This is a genomic window from Brachybacterium sp. p3-SID1565, from assembly GCF_025143785.1.
Taxonomy (GTDB): domain Bacteria; phylum Actinomycetota; class Actinomycetes; order Actinomycetales; family Dermabacteraceae; genus Brachybacterium; species Brachybacterium epidermidis.
Map to the genome: position 1 here is coordinate 62609 of NZ_JAMBDS010000004.1, position 17197 is coordinate 79805.

Consider the following 17197-nt stretch of genomic DNA (forward strand, 5'->3'; position numbering starts at 1 on the left):
CAACGAAGGGGACAGCCCTCTCGACTGTCGGCCACGTCGATAGGATCGGCCCACGAGCAAACGCCATTCCAGACCAGGAGTTCTAGCGACCGTGTCACGCCTTTCCGCTTTCGTCTGGAGCGTCGCTGATACGCTCCGCGGCCCCTACAGCGAGGCCGAGTACGGCTCCGTGATCCTGCCGTTCACCGTGCTGAGGCGACTCGAGTGCGTGATGAAGCCGCACCGCGAGGTGATGGCCGACATCGTCTCGAGCTACCCAGGTGAGCAGCAGCGGCGCACGCACCTGAAGCTCAAGACCCGCACCGAGGACAGTTCTGGGCTGTCGTTCTGGACGACGAGCGACTACTCGCTGAAGAAGGCTCTGCAGGACCCCGACAACCTCGCCGAGAATCTCATCGACTACGTCGGCGGATTCTCCGCGAACCTCGACGTGTTCAAGTCCTTCGACTTCGAGAACGTCCTGCGCACGCTCGATGCGCGGAACCGGCTCGCCCAGGTGGTCCGGCACTTCGAGGGCATCGATCTGTCGCCGGATGCCGTGTCGAACGCGGACATGGGCGACCTGTTCGAGAACCTCATCTACCGCTTCGCGGAGTCCGCGAACGAGGGCGCGGGCCAGTTCTACACGCCGCGCGATGTCGTGCGGCTGCTGGTTGACCTGGTCTACGCCGAGGACACTGAGGCGCTGCGCGATCGCGGCACCGTGCGCTCGATCTACGACCCGACCGTCGGCACCGGCGGCATGCTCACCGTCGCCGATGAGCATCTCCACGAGCTGAACCCCGACGCCTCGACGGCGCTGTTCGGCCAGGAGATCAACCCGCGCACCTACGCGATCTGCAAGGCCGATCTGCTCATCAAAGGTCAGGACCCGTCCAATGTGCGCCAGGGCGACACCCTCGTCGTCGATCGCTTCGAGGACCGCCGCTTCGACTACGTGCTCTCGAACCCGCCCTTCGGCACAGACTGGAAGGCCGTCGAGCAGGAGGTGAAGGGCGAGCACGCCCGCGGCGGTCAGGGACGCTTCGCACCGGGCCTGCCGGCCGTCGGCGACGCGGCGATGCTGTTCCTGCTGCACGCGGCCTCGAAGATGCGCGACGTGGACGACACCGGCCGCGGCGGCAAGGTCGGCATCGTCCTCAACGGCTCTCCGCTGTTCAACGGCGGCGCCGGTTCCGGACCCTCGGAGATCCGCGGCCACCTGCTCGAGCGCGACCTCGTCGAGGCGATCGTGGCGCTGCCGAACGACATGTTCTACAACACCGGCATCGCGACCTACCTGTGGATTCTCTCGAACGCCAAGGTCGCCGAGCACAAGGGCACGGTGCGGCTGATCGACGCCTCGAAGTTCGGCACGAAGCTGCGCAAGTCCATCGGCTCGAAGCGCCTCGAGATCACCGAGCAGGACCGCGAGCGGGTCATCCGCGCGTTCGCCGGAACCCAGGACGAGCAGAGCGAGCAACAGGTGCCCGTGAAGACGTTCTCGAACCGCGACTTCGCCTACTGGACGGTGACCGTCGAGCGGCCGCTGCAGCTGCGCTTCGAATGCATCCCCGAGACGATCAGCGCTGTCACTGAGCACAAGACCCTCGGGAAGATCACCGGGCTCACTGAGGCGCTCGAGTCGTTCGGCGAGGAGCGGTACCTGAACCGCGAGAAGTTCAACCGCGCGCTCGGTGCACATCTCGGCGACCTGGGCGTGAAGCTCACGCCGGCTCAGCGCAAGACACTCTGGCAAGTGATCGGCGTCCACGATGGGAAAGCCGACTACTGCCGCGTGCAGACCGGCAAGCAGAAGGGCGAACTCGAACCGGACGCCGCGCTGCGTGACACCGAGAACGTGCCGTTCGGCTGGGGTGGGCACCCGAAGACCCACGGGGCGTTCCAAGAGACCGTGCAGGACTACTTCGACGCCGAGGTGAAGCCGCACGTCGACGACGCCTGGATCGACTGGACCAAGACCAAGACCGGCTACGAGATCCCATTCACGCGGCACTTCTACGAATACGTACCACCCCGGCCGCTCGAGGAGATCGACGCCGACCTCGAGCGCGTCGTTGGCGAGATTATGGAGCTGCTGCGGGAGGTTGAGGCGTGAAAAGCACTTGCAATCCGTGCCCGGGATGGCTGGATGCGATTCCGTCAAATTGGGAAATTATTCCAGCAAAGGCCGCTTTCCTTGAGCGGCGTCAAAGGTCCAGGACTACAGATGTCCATTTAACGCCTTCGCAGAAGTTCGGAATCCTTCCTCAAGAAGAATATATGCGGATCACTGGGACTCGTGTCGTACTAAATCTTGAAGGCCAGGACAATATGAAGCACGTCGAAGCCAATGATTTTGTCATCCATCTTCGAAGCTTTCAGGGCGGGATCGAATGGTCGAGCCTCCCCGGGAAGGTTAGTATGGCATACACCGTATTGTCGCCCCGAGGGCGTAACGTGCTGCCTGCATACTACCGCTGGACGCTAAAGTCTTTGGCGTACATTCGGGAACTTAGCTCAACTACGGATCAACTGAGGGATGGGCAGTCGATTAAGTACTCGACCTTTGCCAAAGTGCCACTCCCCTTGCCACCTCTCGACGAGCAGCGCGCCATCGCCGACTACCTCGACCACGAGACGGTCCAGATCGATGCGCTCGTAGAAAAGCAGGAGGAGCTGGCGGCAACTCTTCGTGAGCGACGCAGATCTGTTGTTGATCGCGAGCTGGATTCCGGCAGTCTTGGCCATACTCGCCTGAAGAACTTACTGGACAGGAATGATGGTGGCGTATGGGGTGAGGATGCGGCTCGCAGTGAAGGGACGGTAGTGCTTCGATCGACTGAGCAAACAGTTGATGGAAGGTGGCGCATCGAAGACCCCGCGCGTCGATCGCTTACTGCGAAGGAGTTCAAGGCTGCGCTCCTTGAAGTTGGTGATCTCCTGGTCACTAAGACAAGTGGAAGTTCGAAGCATATCGGCAAAACGACACTTGTCGACGAACATGTGTCGTCCATGTCTGCGTGCTTCGGCAATTTCATGCAGCGACTTCGTGCTCGTTCTGGAACATCGCCGAAGTTTCTTTGGTATTGCTTGAATTCACGGGCGGTCCGGGAGCAGTTCGATCTGCTGTCGACGACTTCAACGGGACTCTCTAACCTGAATGGTTCGACTATTGGATCCGTTTTGGTTCCCTTGCATCCGGAATCTAAGCAGTACGAGATCGTAGATCACCTAGACGAGCAGACTTCTCGTATCGACACACTCATCGCGAAAGCCGAGGAGCACATCGCGCTGGCGAATGAACGTCGCTCGGCGCTGATCACGGCTGCGGTGACCGGGCAGATCGACGTGCGCACGGCCGCACAGAAGGCGAGCTGAACGAGATGGCAGTGGACGGCACGCGCGAGGAAGCGTTTGAGACGGAGATCGCGGAGTACCTCTCAGCCCACGGCTGGGAGTACAGCCCGAACGACGCCGGCTACGACGCTTCGCGCGCGATCTGGCCCAAGGACATCCACTGGTGGTTGCAGGAGACTCAGCCGGACGAGTACGCGAAAGTCGTGCGCGTCGGTACTGGTGCGGAGCAGGCCGACCGTGCGGCGCTGGAATCCGCGCTCGTGGCGCGGTTGGACACGCCTATGTCCTCGGGTGGCGGGACGTTGAACGTGCTGCGGCGGAAGTTCTCGCACACTCGCGGCGCGACCGCGCACCTGCGGATGTGCCAGTTCAAGCCCGCGACGACGCTGAACCGTGAGGTCACCGAGCACTATCGCAAGGTGCGGCTCCGGGTTGCGCGCCAGGTGCATTTCTCGCCGAAGCGCGGGGACAACCGCTCGATCGACCTGGTGTTCTTCGTCAACGGTCTGCCGGTGGCGACGCTCGAGCTGAAGTCGTTCTTCAAGCAGCAGTGGCGCAGCGCTGTGACCCAGTACCGCAAGGACCGGGACCCGGCCGGGCAGCCGCTGTTCGGCTTCGGCACCCGCGCGCTCGTGCACTTCGCGGTCGATGACGACCAGGTGCACATGACCACGAAGCTCGCCGGCGAGAAGACCTACTTCCTGCCCTTCAACCGCGGGCACGACGACACCGGCGCGTCGGGGAACCCCGCAAACCCCGAGGGCGCCGCGACCTCGTACCTCTGGGAGCGGGTGCTGCAGCGCGACGCCTGGCTCCAGATCCTCGGCTCGCAGATGTTCCTCAAGACCGAGACCGACGAGGACCCGACCACCGGCAAGCTCAAGCGCTCGACCGCGCTGATGTTCCCCCGCTACCACCAGTGGCGCGCGGTGACGAAGCTCGTCGACGAGATCACCGAGGAGGGCCCCGGGCGACGCTACCTCATCGAGCACTCCGCCGGCTCTGGGAAGACGAACACCATCGCCTGGACGGCGCACCGACTTGCGCGACTGCACGACCGCTCGAACGAGAAGGTCTTCGACAAGATCCTCATCGTCTCGGACCGTCGGGTGCTCGATGCGCAGCTGCAGCAGGCCGTCGAGCAGGTCGATGACACCGTCGGCACCGTCGCGGTCATCGACTCGGTGGCTGTGCGCCGCTCGGGCGGCTCGAAGTCCCGCGCGCTGCTGGATGCGCTCACGGGCTCAGCGCTCATCGTCGTCGTCACGATCCAGACCTTCCCCTACGTGAAGGGGCTGCTCGAGACGACGCTCGGCGACAAGAACTTCGCCGTGATCATCGACGAGGCGCACACCTCGCAGTCCGGCAAGACCGCGGCCGACCTGAAGAAGGTGCTCACCGAGGGAGGCCAGGTCACCGACGAGAACGAGCTCGACAGCCAGGACGTCGTGAACCAGGTCGTCGAGGAGGACGTCGCCCGGGAGCGGCAGATCGCCGAGGAGACCGCGGCCCGGGCCGGAGCGCGGAACGTCTCCCTGCTCGCGTTCACCGCGACCCCGAAGCACAAGACCAAGACCCTCTTCGGGCGGCCCGGTGAGGACGGACTGCCCGTCTCGTTCGACGTCTACCCGATGCGGCAGGCGATCGAGGAGGGCTTCATCCTCGACGTGCTGCGCGGCTACCAGACCTACAAGACTGCCTTCGAGATCGAGCAGCGCGACGACAAGGGCCTGGTCACGCAAATCAGCGCCGGCCGTCCCGTCGGGGATGCGGATCGGTATGTGGACCCGAAGGTTGCGACGCGGAAGATCATGCGGTTCGCGAACCTCCACCCCACCAACGTCGGGCAGAAGGTCGAGATCATCGTCGAGCACTTCCGGGCGAACGTCGCGCACCTGCTCGACGGGCATGCGAAGGCCATGGTGGTCACCGACTCCCGCCAGGCCGCGGTCCGCTACAAGATCGAGACCGACAAGTACCTCGCGAAAAAGGGGTACGGCTACCAGTCGATCGTGGCGTTCAGCGACAAGATCAGCGACGAGGAGTACGGCATCGTTGATGCCACCGAGGCGTCGATGAACCCGGGACTCGGCTCCGACCTCGCCAAGGAGTTCCGCCGGCCGGAGTACCGGTTCATGCTGGTCGCGGACAAGTTCCAGACCGGCTTCGACCAGCCGCTGCTGTGCGCGATGTACGTCGACAAGAAGCTCCCAGACGTGCACGCCGTGCAGACCCTCTCGCGGCTGAACCGCACCTACCGCGCGCCCTCCGGTGAGGTGAAGGACCGCACCTTCGTACTCGACTTCGCCAACGACCCTCACGAGATCCGCGAAGCGTTCCTGACCTACTACCTCGAGGCCCACGTCGAGACCGAGACGGACCCGAACCTCGTCCACCGGCTCGCGACGAAGCTTCTTGAGGCGCGCATCTTCACCCCTGCGGACATCGAGCGCTACGCCGAGGCCTGGTGGACGCCGAAGCAGTCGCACGAGGCGCTGGGGGCTGCGGTGGCCCCGGCACGTGACGAGTATGTGGCCAGGTGGGAAGAAGCTCGTTCGGATTCCGATGATCAGGCCCTCGACGTGCTGCGCACGTTCAAGAAGGACTGTGGCTCATATGTGCGGCTTTACGACTTCATGTCGCAGGTCGTCGACTACGCCACCAGCGACCTCGAGAAGCTCGCCGAGTTCCTGCGCCAGCTCGTGCGGATCCTCCCTTCAGAGGACATGCCTGTCGATGCGGACGTCTCCGGGCTCGAGCTGCGCCGCGTCCGCCAGATCGATCAGGGTACTGCCAAGATCGGAATCAGCGGGAATCAAGACACTCCAGGGCTCGAAGGAGGTTTCACAGGCGTCGGTACCGGAGCCTCGCGCCAGGACCCGCAGCTTGAACTGTTGTCCGAGGTCGTCTCCAAGATCAACGCGCTGTTCGGCTCTGAGTTCGCTGATCCGCAGATCGAAGGATTCGTTGTCGCTGCAGCAGGAATGGCCGAGGAAGATCCACGCATCGTCGAGCAGATCGACTTCAACGCCCAGGACCAGTTCCTCAGCTCGCCCGACCTCCGAGAGACGCTTACAGATGCAGCCGTGCTCAACGAGGGCGCGTTCGGCAAGCTCACGGGTGCGTTGACGGGGGAGAGCGATCGCGCGGACGAGTTCATTCGCCTCATCGGTGAGTACCTCTACCAGTCGCGCCGGCTGCGCACCGTCTGAGAACTGGAGGGTGAGGTCGAGAATCTGAACTCTGTCGGCCGCAGGTAGCGTCGGACACGACGCTGAACAATCCATGAGTTCCCAAGGCCGAGTCCGCAGAGTGGAGACTGGAGTGAGCAAGCCCCGGAGCGGAGGAGAAGATCCCTCCGGGTTTCGTGTTCACGCCGTTCGCGGCGTTTACCGGACTAGTTGTTCCCCCTCGCGGCCCACCCCGGCGACCCAATCTGCCAGCTGGGCGAGGAGCTCCGGCCCTCGGGTAGATCCGCTTCGCTCGGACAGCTCGGCAATGTCTCCCTGTAGGACGTCGAGCAGCTGATCCACAGTGCTGTCCTCGATGGCAGCGACCTCAGTACCGGGTACCCAGGACCACGCATCTCCGCGAGCGCTAGCGAAGATGAGCAGCTCGACCGTGTCGCGTGCCAGCGCATCTCCGTCAGCCTCCTCGGCCAGCGCAGCTCCCCAATCATCGAGCGCCTCGAGAAAGGTTGCGTAGCTCGTGCTGTCCCACCAGCTCGTCGTAAGCGCGACACCTGCCTCGATCGAGAACCAGCGCCGCACGACCGCGTCCATGACCGGGGTCGACCTCACCCCATCGGCGGCAGAGGTGAGGAAGTAGAGGAACTTGGTGCCGAACGCGGGACCGAGGTACTTCAGTTCGCCGTGACGCTTCTTGTCGGCGACCGCGGAGAACGCATCAAGCTGTTCGCGACTGGGATCTTGCGCGATCCGCGCGATCTCGCACAGGTGACGGACCGCTTCGGGATCCGCAGTGAGCACTCGCTCGGTGCGATACGGCCCATAACCCGTAGCGCCGTAGCCCCAGATCATCGCTGCGATGAACGCCGTGACCACGGCCCGGGTGTCGTCAGAGCCTCCGGGGCGCAGCAGATCTGGAGCATGGAGCGACCTGACCAGGTCACGGTCGATCAGCTCGTCGTTGCCGTTGAATCGCGTCTTCGCGGCAATTGAGATGGTCCGGACGGCTTCGGCCGCGTCGACACCCGAGATGATGAGCCCGCCGCGACGGGAGAAGCGTCGTTCCCATGCCTCAGGACGCCACCGGAACGCGCCCTGCGGGCGCTTACCTGCGTTGACCCACTGCTTGTGTGCATCGATCAGGGCCTGCGGGATCGTCGTCATAGGTGCATCCTAAGAAGCCGCTCTGACGATGGGAGTCAGACGCTGAAAGTAGATAATGGCGGCGGCGCTGGCGGTACTGGGTCCTGGTGTCCGACGTGAACTGTTTGCACGCGCAAGATCTGATGGGTTGGCCGGGAGCCGTCCCCGCATCACCCGTCACCCATGCCCATGCCCCTCCATCCCCGCGACCCCCACCATCCCTTCCTGCCCCTGCTCGATGACCACGAACTGGCCCATCATCCCCTCGTCCTCGTGCAGCAGCATGTGGCAGTGGTACATGTACGGCACGTGCGGGTCGGCGTAGTCCGCGAAGCGCACCAGCAGCCGGTAGCGGACGTTCGGCAGCAGGTAGATCGTGTCCTTCGGCCCGGCGAGCTCAGGGGGAGGGGCGTCTCCGTCGATCGTGAGGATCCGGAACTGGACGTCGTGGATGGGGACGCTGTGGGGATGCGCTGGCTGCTGTGCACCTACCAGATCTCGGCGTCGCCCTCGTGGACAACCTCGTCGACGCCGGTCAGGTCCATCCGCTGCCCGTTGATCTCGCGGTCCTCGAGCTCGACAGCGCGGGTGGCGCCGCCGACCAGGAATGATGGACCCCGTGACGACGATGAAGGACCCCGGCCCGTACGCCACCTGGCGCGGCGAGGAGTATGCGCTACTCCGGATCCGCGGCCGTGACGTGCTCCTGGCGCGCACCCCGACGTCTCCCGGTCCGGAGTGGGAACGGCAGGAGCCCGCGTGGCTGCTCCCCGTCGGCCCCGAGGACGTGGAGGAGATCGTCAGGTATACCTACCCCGGCGAGTATCGCGTCATCCCGGTGGACGTCGGCCCCTCCTCGCGCGGGCGGTACCAGCTGTGGATCCAGCGGAAGGATCTGCCCAGGAACGCCGGGATCGGCGAGTACTACGACCAGTGGTTGGTGATCCACCTCGTCGACGCTGACGACCCCGACCTCACCTTCCACGAGGTGCGCCGGCCGACGACGTACGACTGGCGCCCTCCAGAGAACTGACCGCGCGCAGGGCGCGTTCTGGTCGAGGACGGCACCACTTGACCCGTCGGCCGTGGCCTGACCAACGCAGAGATCGCCGCGGAGCTTTTCCTCATCCCCGCCACCTCCCGCACCTACGTCAGGCGCCTGCTGACCAGGCTCGGTGCCCGCGACCTCGCCGCGCTCGTGGTGCTCGCCTACGAGACCGGGCCGGTACGTCCCGGGCGCTGATGGACTACCTCCGCCGCACCGACCCGCCGCTGCTCAGCCGCGGCGTGCACGTCGACAGTGTCGCTGTACTCGACGAGGGGAGCAGCAATGGTGGCGAGGAAACCCGCACAGGTGGGCACGACGAAGGGCGGGCTGGCGATGGCGATCGCCGTCCTCAGTACGGCCACGCCGATCGTGATCCGGGTCGTGCAGACAATGAAGGACAACCCGGAGATCTCGCACTTCGTGAAGGAGCAGTTCGCGAGGCTCAAGCACAACGACAAGGCCACGCCCGAGGCGATGCTCGCGACGGTGGAGGCCCTGCACGAGCAGGTCGCGCTGCTGACCGAATCGGCCGACGACGAGCAGGAGGCCGCTCAGGCGGCCGCCTGGTCCGCCAAGCTCGACGCGGCCACCGGTGCCGCGAAGACTCTGGCCGCCGCGGGCTCCACAGCGAAGCAGCGCAAGACCCTGAAGAAGAAGATCGATGCGTTGCGCGAGGACATTTTCGCCGCGTACGTCACCGAGCTCGGCGAGGACGTCTCCGCGGCGAAGGGGTGAAGGACGGGGGCGCACCCTGGCGGAGACATCCGGTTCCTCGCCGGGCGAGGAACCACCGCACACGTCGTCTGTCACAGCCCGCAGGCACGCTCGGGGTGCTCCAGAATGGAGATTCGACAACGTGCAGGCGGCGGAGTCGCGGAGGGCGAGCAGCAGGGAGCTCTCTGAGATTCTCCGCGGGGCGGACGGGGGATGAGCATGGGGAAAAGAGCTGCGGTGACAGGGTCGTTCGCGCCGGCTAGGACGTCCGTGCGGTCTGCGGTCAGATTCGTCGGCGGCATGGTGGCGGTGTTCGGTGCGGGACCTGTTCTCTTCTCGCTCGCGCTCATGCTCGACCGCGAGGGTTCGGATGATCCGTTTATCGGGCAGTGGGCTGTGAATGCTGGTGCGACGATCTCTGGACACCTGGGCTGGGGTTTCGGTGCCGTCGCGACCGTGCAGTTCGGTGTGCTCGTCGCCATCGTGGGAGGTCAGATGGCTTTGGGGGACCAGGAGCAGGAAGCCGGGGTGCGAGATGCCCTCCTTCTTCTCGGCGTCCTTCCCAGCGCGGCACTGTCGCCCGCGATGTTGCTCCTCGTTCTCGGTGCGATCGGATCAGCGGAGGCGGGAGCGGCGCTCTTCGTCGCCGTGCCGGTGTACCTGACGATGCTCGCGATCGCTGTTTTCATCGCGACCTTCCAGCCGGGCCCGGACTATCTGCTCCTGAGGCGGGCACAACGACGGAACGAGCACGCACAAGACCAGGCAGAGGCGCTCACGGGATTGCCGACACTGCATCCCGTAGTCACCGCTGGGGTGGGCGGCGCTGCGCAGACGGTGGTGTGCGTTGTGCTCCCGATCGTCGTCGTCCGGATCGTCTCTCGGGATCACCCGCCGTCGTTCGATCCACTGCCCACGCTCGTCCTCGCCGGATCCGTCGTCGTAGCTGGTGCGATGTCTGCGGCCATGCTGGTGTTCGCGAGTGCGTCAAGAAAACCGGATCCGAATCGCATAGAGGTGGTGAGCTCATGGGTCTTCATCGGGCTCAGCTTCTCCGTGGATCTGCTGCTCGCCCTGATCCTCGTTCTGTGGTTTCTCCCGGGGCTTCTGGGAGTCCTCGCCGTCGTGATCCTCCGGATCGGGGTCGTCACCGGCACCCTGCGGGATGCAAGGAGGGTCCAGCAGGGGCAAAGAACCGCGGGGCGACGCTGGACGGCGACCCGCCTCGTCACCCGTGCCGGGAATCGTGTTGCGATTCGTTGGGCCGACGCGGAGGTCGTCAGCAGCACCAAGCATCTCGCCGCGATGGAGGAACGAGTGCTCAATAGTGGGTTTCCCGGGCAGGCGCGCCTCTTCTGAGGCCGCGCCACCCCGGACCCCAGCGTCAGCCGAACCCGCAGTCCCTCACCCCACGGACCACGACTCCAGCAGCGACACCAGCCGCTCCCGCTGACCTGATGGCGCCCACTCCGCTCCGCCGCGCGTCGCGAACTCCACCGCATCCTTCAGCGGCGCCCCGGTCAGCTCGACGAGCAGGCCGAGGAGCATCTCCTCGGCGGGCCAGCTGTCGGTGTCGGGCGTGTCCCTCTGCCAGTACATCCCCTGCAGGGCCTTCGCGGTCAGTGGCATGCTCCTCGCCGCCGCCCCGTCCAGTCCAAGCAGCCCCAGCGCGCGGCGCAGGGGCGCGAGGGCTATGACGTCGCGAGGGATCACCTATCGGTCGCTGCGGGGGAGCAGCAGGAACGCAGCCCAGCTCCCGCCGTCGGGCGAGGTGCCATGGAGGCTCGCGAAGACCTCGGGGAGGAAGGCACTGAGAGCTCCCGCGCTCGCCGACGGCTCCGCCGTCTCCGGCAGGAGCACGACCTGCAGGTGCGCGGCCATCCAGAGGTGCCTCGGCATGATGCCGACGTCGTGGAGGGTCACGCCCGTGAGGCGCGACCCCTCCGGAAGTTCCAGGAGGTTTCCGAGGTGGCTCATTCCTCCCACGCCCAGATCTGATAGGAGGCGGAGATGAGGTCGGCGCGGGTGACGTCGAAGGCGACCGCATCGACCTCGCGCTCCTCACTGCCCGGCTCCTTGGCGACCAGGATCTCGAGGGTCACGGTCAGGGGGTCGGAGTCGAGCACGAGCACCGCGAGCTCCGACTCTTCATCCTGGAAGGACGGGACCTCGACCTCGGGCAGGTCGGCCTTCGCGGCGTCCTGCAGCATGCCGCCGAGCCGGGAGAGCGCCCCCTCCTCCGGCGCGCGATGGAGATAGCGGACCAGCCGGTCCGAGGTCAGCAGCTCGATGTCGACCTCGACCACGCCGTCGTCCTCCAGGTCGGGAACCGGCAAGAGGGCGAAGGCCGCACCGTCCGCGGAGACGAGGCGCATCGGAGCATGCGGCTCCTCCAGCCACCCCACGCGCCAGAAGTTGTCGCACTCCTCGCAGGACCGGTCCCCGAACGGGAGAAGGCAGCCGTGCCAGTCGACCCAGTCGGGGGGCGGAGGGTCCGTGCGCGGGTCCGCCATGCCGAGCAGATGGTGCCTCACGCGGGCGGATCCGCAGTCGGGACACGTACCCCGCGGCTCCGTGTACGGCGGCGTCGGCTCCTCGCCGAGGATCATGATCATGGGGGGAGAGTAGGGCGGGCGTCCGACAGATCATCGTCCCGCGCCGGACCGGCGCACCTCCCGACGACCACCGGGAACGCGGCGGACCACTCCGCGGACCACACGATTCCGGACGCGGGTTGCATGTCCGCCGACCAAGGAGCGTAGGTTGCAATGAGTGACCGCCTCCCGGCGCCCCGCAGTGCAGCGGCCCGCCGCACGGCCCCGCGGCAGCTCAGCCCTGCAGCTGCCCGGCGTTGGACTGATCCTGATCGAGCTGAACCTGCGCATCGGCGTCGCCGCCATCGGGCCGGTGATCGGCGAGATCCGTGCCTCGCCGGGCATGACCGCGAGCGGATCCCGCTCGCGGGGGCTGCGGCCCACGTCCGGTGGCCTTCTCGACGAGCTGCGGATAGGCGATGACCTCGCCCCCGCCGATGTCGTACACGCCGTGGGTGCTGTGTGCCGGCGCTCTCGAGCAAGACCGGACTCGCCCTGTCGCGGCGAGCGGCCTCGTACGCTTGGCGCATGAGCCCTGATCGTCCCGCCTCCCGTCCCGGCGCGTGGTGGGTGGTCGGCCTCGCCGTCGTGGTGGCTGCGCCGCTCCTGGCCGCGTCGCTGCGCGCCGAGGGCGAGGGGCCGGGGACCGTCGCCGGTTGGGCACTGGGAATCGCCCTGACCTGGACTGTCGGCGGACTGCTGATCATGCGCCTGGCACCTTCGGATCTCGACCGCCGGGCCCCGGGGCGCGCACCGAAGGTCGCGGTGGCCGCCGCGGGCGTCGGTCTGGCCGCGGCCTCGATGGCGGGCGGTCTGGTCCTGGCCGGTGTCCCGGCCACTGCCCCGTGGGTGGCCGGTCCCGTCGCCGCAGCGGCCGACGGACGGTGGGGCGTGCTCGCGGTCGCGCTGGTGGCGGGCGCCGCTGAAGAGGTGTTCTTCCGCGGTGCGCTGCCTCGGCTGCTCACCGGCCGGGCCCGCTGGGTGGTCCCCACCGCGGTGTACGGCCTCGTCACGCTGTGCACCGGCAGCCCTGCTCTCGCGGTGATGGCCCTCCTGCTGGGACCGGTGGCGATGTGGGCCCGCGAGACCTCCGGCTCACTTAGCGGGGCGCTCTTCGTCCATGCCCTCTGGACGCTCACCATGGTGGGGCTGTTCCCCGCCGTCCTCGTCCGTGTCGGTATCGCGGGCTAAGGTGTCCGGCCGCTCGAGCCGAGCGAGTCGATCCGCGGCCTGACGGCGGCGCTCGTCCTCGGGGCGCTCCCACCATGCGGGGCCGCGCTCTCCGAGGCCTTCCTTCGCGAGCTGGACACGGTCTCGAGCTGATCGGACGCTCGCCTGGTCGTCGTCGCGGCCGGCTCGCCCGACCTCGGAGCGGGCTCTGCCCAGATGGCTCTTCAGCGCACGGACCACGTCGGCGCCCAGCGCCGGGTCCGTGCGTCGCCATCTCCGTCCCCGGATGATCAGGTAACGGTCCTCGTCCTCCGTATCATCCACGTCGGTCCTCGCCTCGTCGCTGCGGTTCATCCCACCCACTCCAGGAACTCCTCTGCCGTGATCACCGGGTTCTCCCGCCTCGCCGCGTTCTTCGCCTTGGTCGACTGCGAGCCGGCCTCGGCGACGACCAGCACATCCGTCCGGGTCTTGGTGAGGGTCGCGACGGCCCGGAGCCCGCGCGCCTCGGCCATGGCGTGCAGCTGCTCCTTCTCCAGCCAGCCGTGCCGGGGCGAGTGGGCGGTGCCGGAGAAGCACACCCGCGCCCCCGGCACGAGCACGTCGGCCGCGCTGATCGGGCCTGTCGCCTCGAAGCACTCGGGCAGCACCCGCACCCCGAAATGCTCCTCGACCCCGCGCAGGCGCTCGACGACTTCCTGATCGGGGGAGAGGACCCGCTGCCAGGTCCCCTCGTGACCAGCACGAACGCCGCAGGCCCGCGGGCGCTGCGGCGTTCGATTGTTCCGGCCGCGGCGGCCGGGTGCTGCGGGGGATCAAACGGTGGGAGGGGGGTCCCGACGCTCGGAGACCGAGTGGCCGGGAGCGCTCTGGGTGTTCACGACGGTCTTGCGGGACCTCAGCATCAGCAGCAGGCCCACCACGAACAGGATCGCGCCGCCCACCATCAGGATGGTGCCCAGCGTGGACGATTCGAGACCGGGCAGGTCGACCTCGAGAGCGAATCGGACGATCGCTCCCAGGATGAAGAGGATGATTCCGCCGACGATGGCGCCCATGGGTGCTCCTTGGATGATCGGTGCGGCGAGGTGGCGCCGCGGGCACCCGGGGGCCGCGTGCCGTGAGCGCCTCGGGGGACCTCGGCCACGGTGATGGGGGCCACTCTAGAGCAGTCGCGGTCTGCCGACGTGCACCGACCGAGGGGTCCGTCGTCGTGTCATGCCGCATCGGGGCCCGTCACGCCCGCGGCGAACAGGCCGGTGGTTCGTCGGTGGGGACGCGTAGTCTCGATCCATCACCACCACCGGACGGGGGAGGACCATGTTCGAACGCTTCACCGATCGCGCCCGCCGCGTCGTCGTCCTGGCACAGGACGAAGCCCGCTTGCTCAACCACAACTACATCGGCACCGAGCACATCCTGCTGGGCCTGATCCACGAGGCCGAGGGCGTCGGGGCGAAGGCCCTGGAGGCACTCGGCGTCACCCTGGACGCCGCGCGCGAACAGGTGCGCGACATCATCGGCGAGGGCAATCAGACGCCCAGCGGGCACATCCCGTTCACGCCGCGCGCCAAGAAGGTGCTCGAGCTGAGTCTGCGCGAGGCGCTGCAGCTGGGGCACAACTACATCGGCACCGAGCACATCCTGCTGGGCCTGCTGCGCGAGGGTGAGGGCACGGCCGTCAAGGTGCTGTCCCGCCTGAACGCCGAGCCTGCCGCGGTGCGCCAGGAGGTCATCGAGCGCCTCTCCGGCTACCAGGGCAAGGAGCCCGCCACCGCCGGCGGCCCCGCCGAGGGCCAGCCCGCCGGTTCGCTGGTGCTGGACCAGTTCGGCCGCAACCTCACCCAGGCTGCGCGCGAGGGCAAGCTGGATCCGGTGATCGGTCGCGAGCACGAGGCCGAGCGCGTCATGCAGGTGCTCTCCCGCCGCACCAAGAACAACCCGGTGCTGATCGGCGAGCCCGGCGTGGGCAAGAGCGCCGTGGTCGAGGGCCTGGCCCAGTCGATCGTGGCCGGGGACGTCCCGGAGACCCTCAAGGACAAGCAGCTGTACACCCTGGACCTCGGGTCCCTGGTGGCCGGTTCCCGCTACCGCGGTGACTTCGAGGAGCGCCTGAAGAAGGTGCTCAAGGAGATCCGCACCCGCGGCGACATCATCCTGTTCATCGACGAGATCCACACCCTGGTCGGTGCCGGCGCCGCCGAGGGCGCGATCGACGCCGCCTCGATCCTCAAGCCCATGCTGGCCCGCGGTGAGCTGCAGACCATCGGCGCCACCACGCTGGAGGAGTACCGCAAGCACATCGAGAAGGACGCCGCCCTGGAGCGCCGCTTCCAGCCGATCCAGGTGGACGAGCCCTCCGTGGCCCTGGCCATCGAGATCCTCAAGGGACTGCGGGACCGCTACGAGGCGCACCACAAGGTGACCATCACCGACGGTGCCCTGGTCTCGGCGGCGAACCTGGCCGATCGCTACGTCAACGATCGCTTCCTGCCGGACAAGGCGATCGACCTGATCGACGAGGCCGGCGCCCGTCTGCGCATCCGTCGACTCACCGCGCCGCCCGAGCTCAAGGAGTTCGACGCCCGCATCGAGGAGGTCCGCAAGAAGAAGGAGGAGGCGATCGACGGTCAGGACTTCGAGCTCGCCGCCTCCCTGCGGGACCAGGAGCAGCAGCTGAAGACCGAGCGCGACGAGAAGGAAAAGGCCTGGCGCCACGGGGAGTCCGATGAGGTCACCACCGTGAGCGAGGAGACCATCGCCGAGGTGCTCGCCGCCTCCACCGGCATCCCGATCGTGAAGCTCACCGAGGAGGAGTCCTCGCGTCTGCTCCACATGGAGGACGAGCTGCACAAGCGGGTCATCGGCCAGAACGAGGCCATCAAGGCCATCTCGCAGGCCATCCGCCGCACCCGTGCGGGTCTGAAGGACCCCAAGCGCCCGGGTGGCTCGTTCATCTTCGCCGGCCCCACCGGCGTGGGCAAGACCGAGCTGGCCAAGGCCCTGGCCGAGTTCCTGTTCGGTGACGAGGACTCCCTGATCCAGCTGGACATGTCCGAGTTCGGCGAGAAGCACACCGCTTCGCGCCTGTTCGGCTCGCCCCCCGGCTACGTGGGCTACGACGAGGGCGGCCAGCTCACCGAGAAGGTGCGCCGCAAGCCGTTCAGCGTGGTGCTGTTCGACGAGGTGGAGAAGGCCCACGTGGACATCTTCAACTCGCTGCTGCAGATCCTCGAGGACGGCCGCCTCACCGACTCCCAGGGCCGGGTGGTGGACTTCAAGAACACCATCATCATCATGACCACCAACCTCGGCACCCGGGACATCGCCAAGGGCGTCTCCATGGGCTTCCAGGCCGGAGGCGACCTCTCCACCGACTACGAGCGGATGAAGTCCAAGGTGCACGAGGAGCTCAAGCAGCACTTCAAGCCCGAGTTCCTCAACCGTGTGGACGATGTGGTCGTCTTCCCGCAGCTCTCGCAGGAGGAGATCGTCCAGATCGTGGATCTGATGATCGCCAAGCTGGAGACCCGTCTGGCCGAGAAGGACATGACTCTCGAGCTCACCGACGGGGCCAAGAAGCTCCTGGCGGAGAAGGGCTACGACCCGGTGCTGGGCGCCCGGCCGCTGCGCCGCACCATCCAGCGCGACATCGAGGACGCCCTCTCGGAGCGGATCCTGTTCGGTCAGGTCCACGCCGGGGACGCGATCATCGTGGACTCCGAGGGCGAGGGCCTCCTGGGCGAGCTCACCTTCGCCCGTCGCGGTGCCGACGGCGAGGTCACCCCCATCTCCGACGAGGTGGACGTCGAGTCGATCACGCAGGCCCGTGCCGAGGAGATGACCCACCCGGATGCGGACGCCGAGTCCGACGACGCCGCGGAGGCGCACACCTCCTGACGGCACAGGGCCGGTCCCGCCCAGCGGCGGGGCCGGCCCTGTCCGTACCACCCTGGGAGTGCTCTCGGGATGGGGCGGTACAGTGCGCGAGCACGGGCGCG

General features: G+C 66.9%; 17 protein-coding genes. 9 read left to right on the forward strand and 8 right to left on the reverse strand.

The window, feature by feature from the left end; translation table 11 throughout:
- Positions 1–91: 91 nt before the first annotated feature.
- The 3 genes from M4D54_RS01960 (at position 92) to M4D54_RS01970 (ending at position 6551) form a co-directional block, all read left to right on the forward strand.
- A complete protein-coding gene (locus M4D54_RS01960; protein WP_259889949.1) occupies positions 92–2098 on the forward strand; it encodes a class I SAM-dependent DNA methyltransferase in 2007 nt (668 codons plus the stop codon).
- A 164-nt stretch (positions 2099–2262) separates the two neighbouring features.
- On the forward strand, positions 2263–3360 hold the full coding sequence (locus M4D54_RS01965) for a restriction endonuclease subunit S (RefSeq protein ID WP_228019468.1): 1098 nt from the start codon (positions 2263–2265) through the stop codon (positions 3358–3360).
- Positions 3361–3365: 5 nt separating this feature from the next.
- Positions 3366–6551, forward strand: coding sequence for a type I restriction endonuclease subunit R (locus tag M4D54_RS01970; RefSeq protein ID WP_259889953.1), 3186 nt, complete (start codon positions 3366–3368; stop codon positions 6549–6551).
- Positions 6552–6728: 177 nt separating this feature from the next.
- Here the strand turns inward: M4D54_RS01970 and M4D54_RS01975 are convergent, their stop codons facing one another.
- Both M4D54_RS01975 and M4D54_RS01980 read right to left on the reverse strand, forming a co-directional pair.
- Positions 6729–7691, reverse strand: a complete 963-nt coding sequence (locus M4D54_RS01975; RefSeq protein WP_193866015.1) for a hypothetical protein — start codon at positions 7689–7691, stop codon at positions 6729–6731.
- A gap of 156 nt (positions 7692–7847) precedes the next feature.
- Positions 7848–8165 carry a multicopper oxidase domain-containing protein gene (locus tag M4D54_RS01980; RefSeq protein WP_228019465.1) on the reverse strand — a complete coding sequence of 106 codons (318 nt, stop codon included), beginning with the start codon at positions 8163–8165 and terminating at the stop codon, positions 7848–7850.
- 124 nt (positions 8166–8289) lie between these two features.
- Here M4D54_RS01980 and M4D54_RS01985 point away from each other — a divergent pair, with 124 nt between their 5' ends.
- The 4 genes from M4D54_RS01985 to M4D54_RS02000 all read left to right on the forward strand — a co-directional run bounded on the left by M4D54_RS01985 (position 8290) and on the right by M4D54_RS02000 (position 10791).
- Positions 8290–8703 carry a hypothetical protein gene (locus tag M4D54_RS01985; protein WP_193866014.1) on the forward strand — a complete coding sequence of 138 codons (414 nt, stop codon included), beginning with the start codon at positions 8290–8292 and terminating at the stop codon, positions 8701–8703.
- Positions 8704–8796: 93 nt separating this feature from the next.
- The gene (locus M4D54_RS01990; RefSeq protein ID WP_311199658.1) at positions 8797–8913 is read left to right on the forward strand and encodes a hypothetical protein; all 117 of its coding nucleotides are present in this window, start codon (positions 8797–8799) and stop codon (positions 8911–8913) included.
- Between the two features lie 111 nt (positions 8914–9024).
- Positions 9025–9453, forward strand: coding sequence for a hypothetical protein (locus M4D54_RS01995; protein WP_259889957.1), 429 nt, complete (start codon positions 9025–9027; stop codon positions 9451–9453).
- A 216-nt stretch (positions 9454–9669) separates the two neighbouring features.
- On the forward strand, positions 9670–10791 hold the full coding sequence (locus M4D54_RS02000; RefSeq protein ID WP_259889959.1) for a hypothetical protein: 1122 nt from the start codon (positions 9670–9672) through the stop codon (positions 10789–10791).
- Between the two features lie 45 nt (positions 10792–10836).
- Here the strand turns inward: M4D54_RS02000 and M4D54_RS02005 are convergent, their stop codons facing one another.
- The 4 genes from M4D54_RS02005 to M4D54_RS02020 form a co-directional block, all read right to left on the reverse strand.
- A complete protein-coding gene (locus M4D54_RS02005; RefSeq protein ID WP_193866011.1) occupies positions 10837–11061 on the reverse strand; it encodes a hypothetical protein in 225 nt (74 codons plus the stop codon).
- A gap of 84 nt (positions 11062–11145) precedes the next feature.
- Positions 11146–11409 carry a hypothetical protein gene (locus M4D54_RS02010; RefSeq protein WP_193866010.1) on the reverse strand — a complete coding sequence of 88 codons (264 nt, stop codon included), beginning with the start codon at positions 11407–11409 and terminating at the stop codon, positions 11146–11148.
- Positions 11406–11807, reverse strand: a complete 402-nt coding sequence (locus M4D54_RS02015) for a hypothetical protein (RefSeq protein ID WP_193866009.1) — start codon at positions 11805–11807, stop codon at positions 11406–11408. The genes M4D54_RS02010 and M4D54_RS02015 overlap by 4 nt, the downstream gene beginning before the upstream one ends.
- A 454-nt stretch (positions 11808–12261) precedes the next feature.
- Positions 12262–12474: a hypothetical protein gene (locus M4D54_RS02020; RefSeq protein ID WP_193866008.1), complete on the reverse strand. Its 213-nt coding sequence runs from the start codon at positions 12472–12474 to the stop codon at positions 12262–12264.
- An 80-nt stretch (positions 12475–12554) separates the two neighbouring features.
- Here M4D54_RS02020 and M4D54_RS02025 point away from each other — a divergent pair, with 80 nt between their 5' ends.
- A complete protein-coding gene (locus tag M4D54_RS02025) occupies positions 12555–13217 on the forward strand; it encodes a CPBP family intramembrane glutamic endopeptidase (RefSeq protein ID WP_193866007.1) in 663 nt (220 codons plus the stop codon).
- Between the two features lie 329 nt (positions 13218–13546).
- On the opposite strand, the gene M4D54_RS02035 is transcribed toward M4D54_RS02025, so the two are convergent.
- Entirely contained in the window at positions 13547–13852 is a 306-nt protein-coding gene (locus tag M4D54_RS02035) for a hypothetical protein (RefSeq protein ID WP_228019422.1), read from the reverse strand.
- Between the two features lie 159 nt (positions 13853–14011).
- A complete protein-coding gene (locus M4D54_RS02040; RefSeq protein ID WP_193866006.1) occupies positions 14012–14254 on the reverse strand; it encodes a hypothetical protein in 243 nt (80 codons plus the stop codon).
- Positions 14255–14516: 262 nt separating this feature from the next.
- Between M4D54_RS02040 and M4D54_RS02045 the strand changes: the two genes are divergently transcribed.
- On the forward strand, positions 14517–17096 hold the full coding sequence (locus M4D54_RS02045; RefSeq protein ID WP_259889980.1) for an ATP-dependent Clp protease ATP-binding subunit: 2580 nt from the start codon (positions 14517–14519) through the stop codon (positions 17094–17096).
- Positions 17097–17197 lie beyond the last annotated feature (101 nt).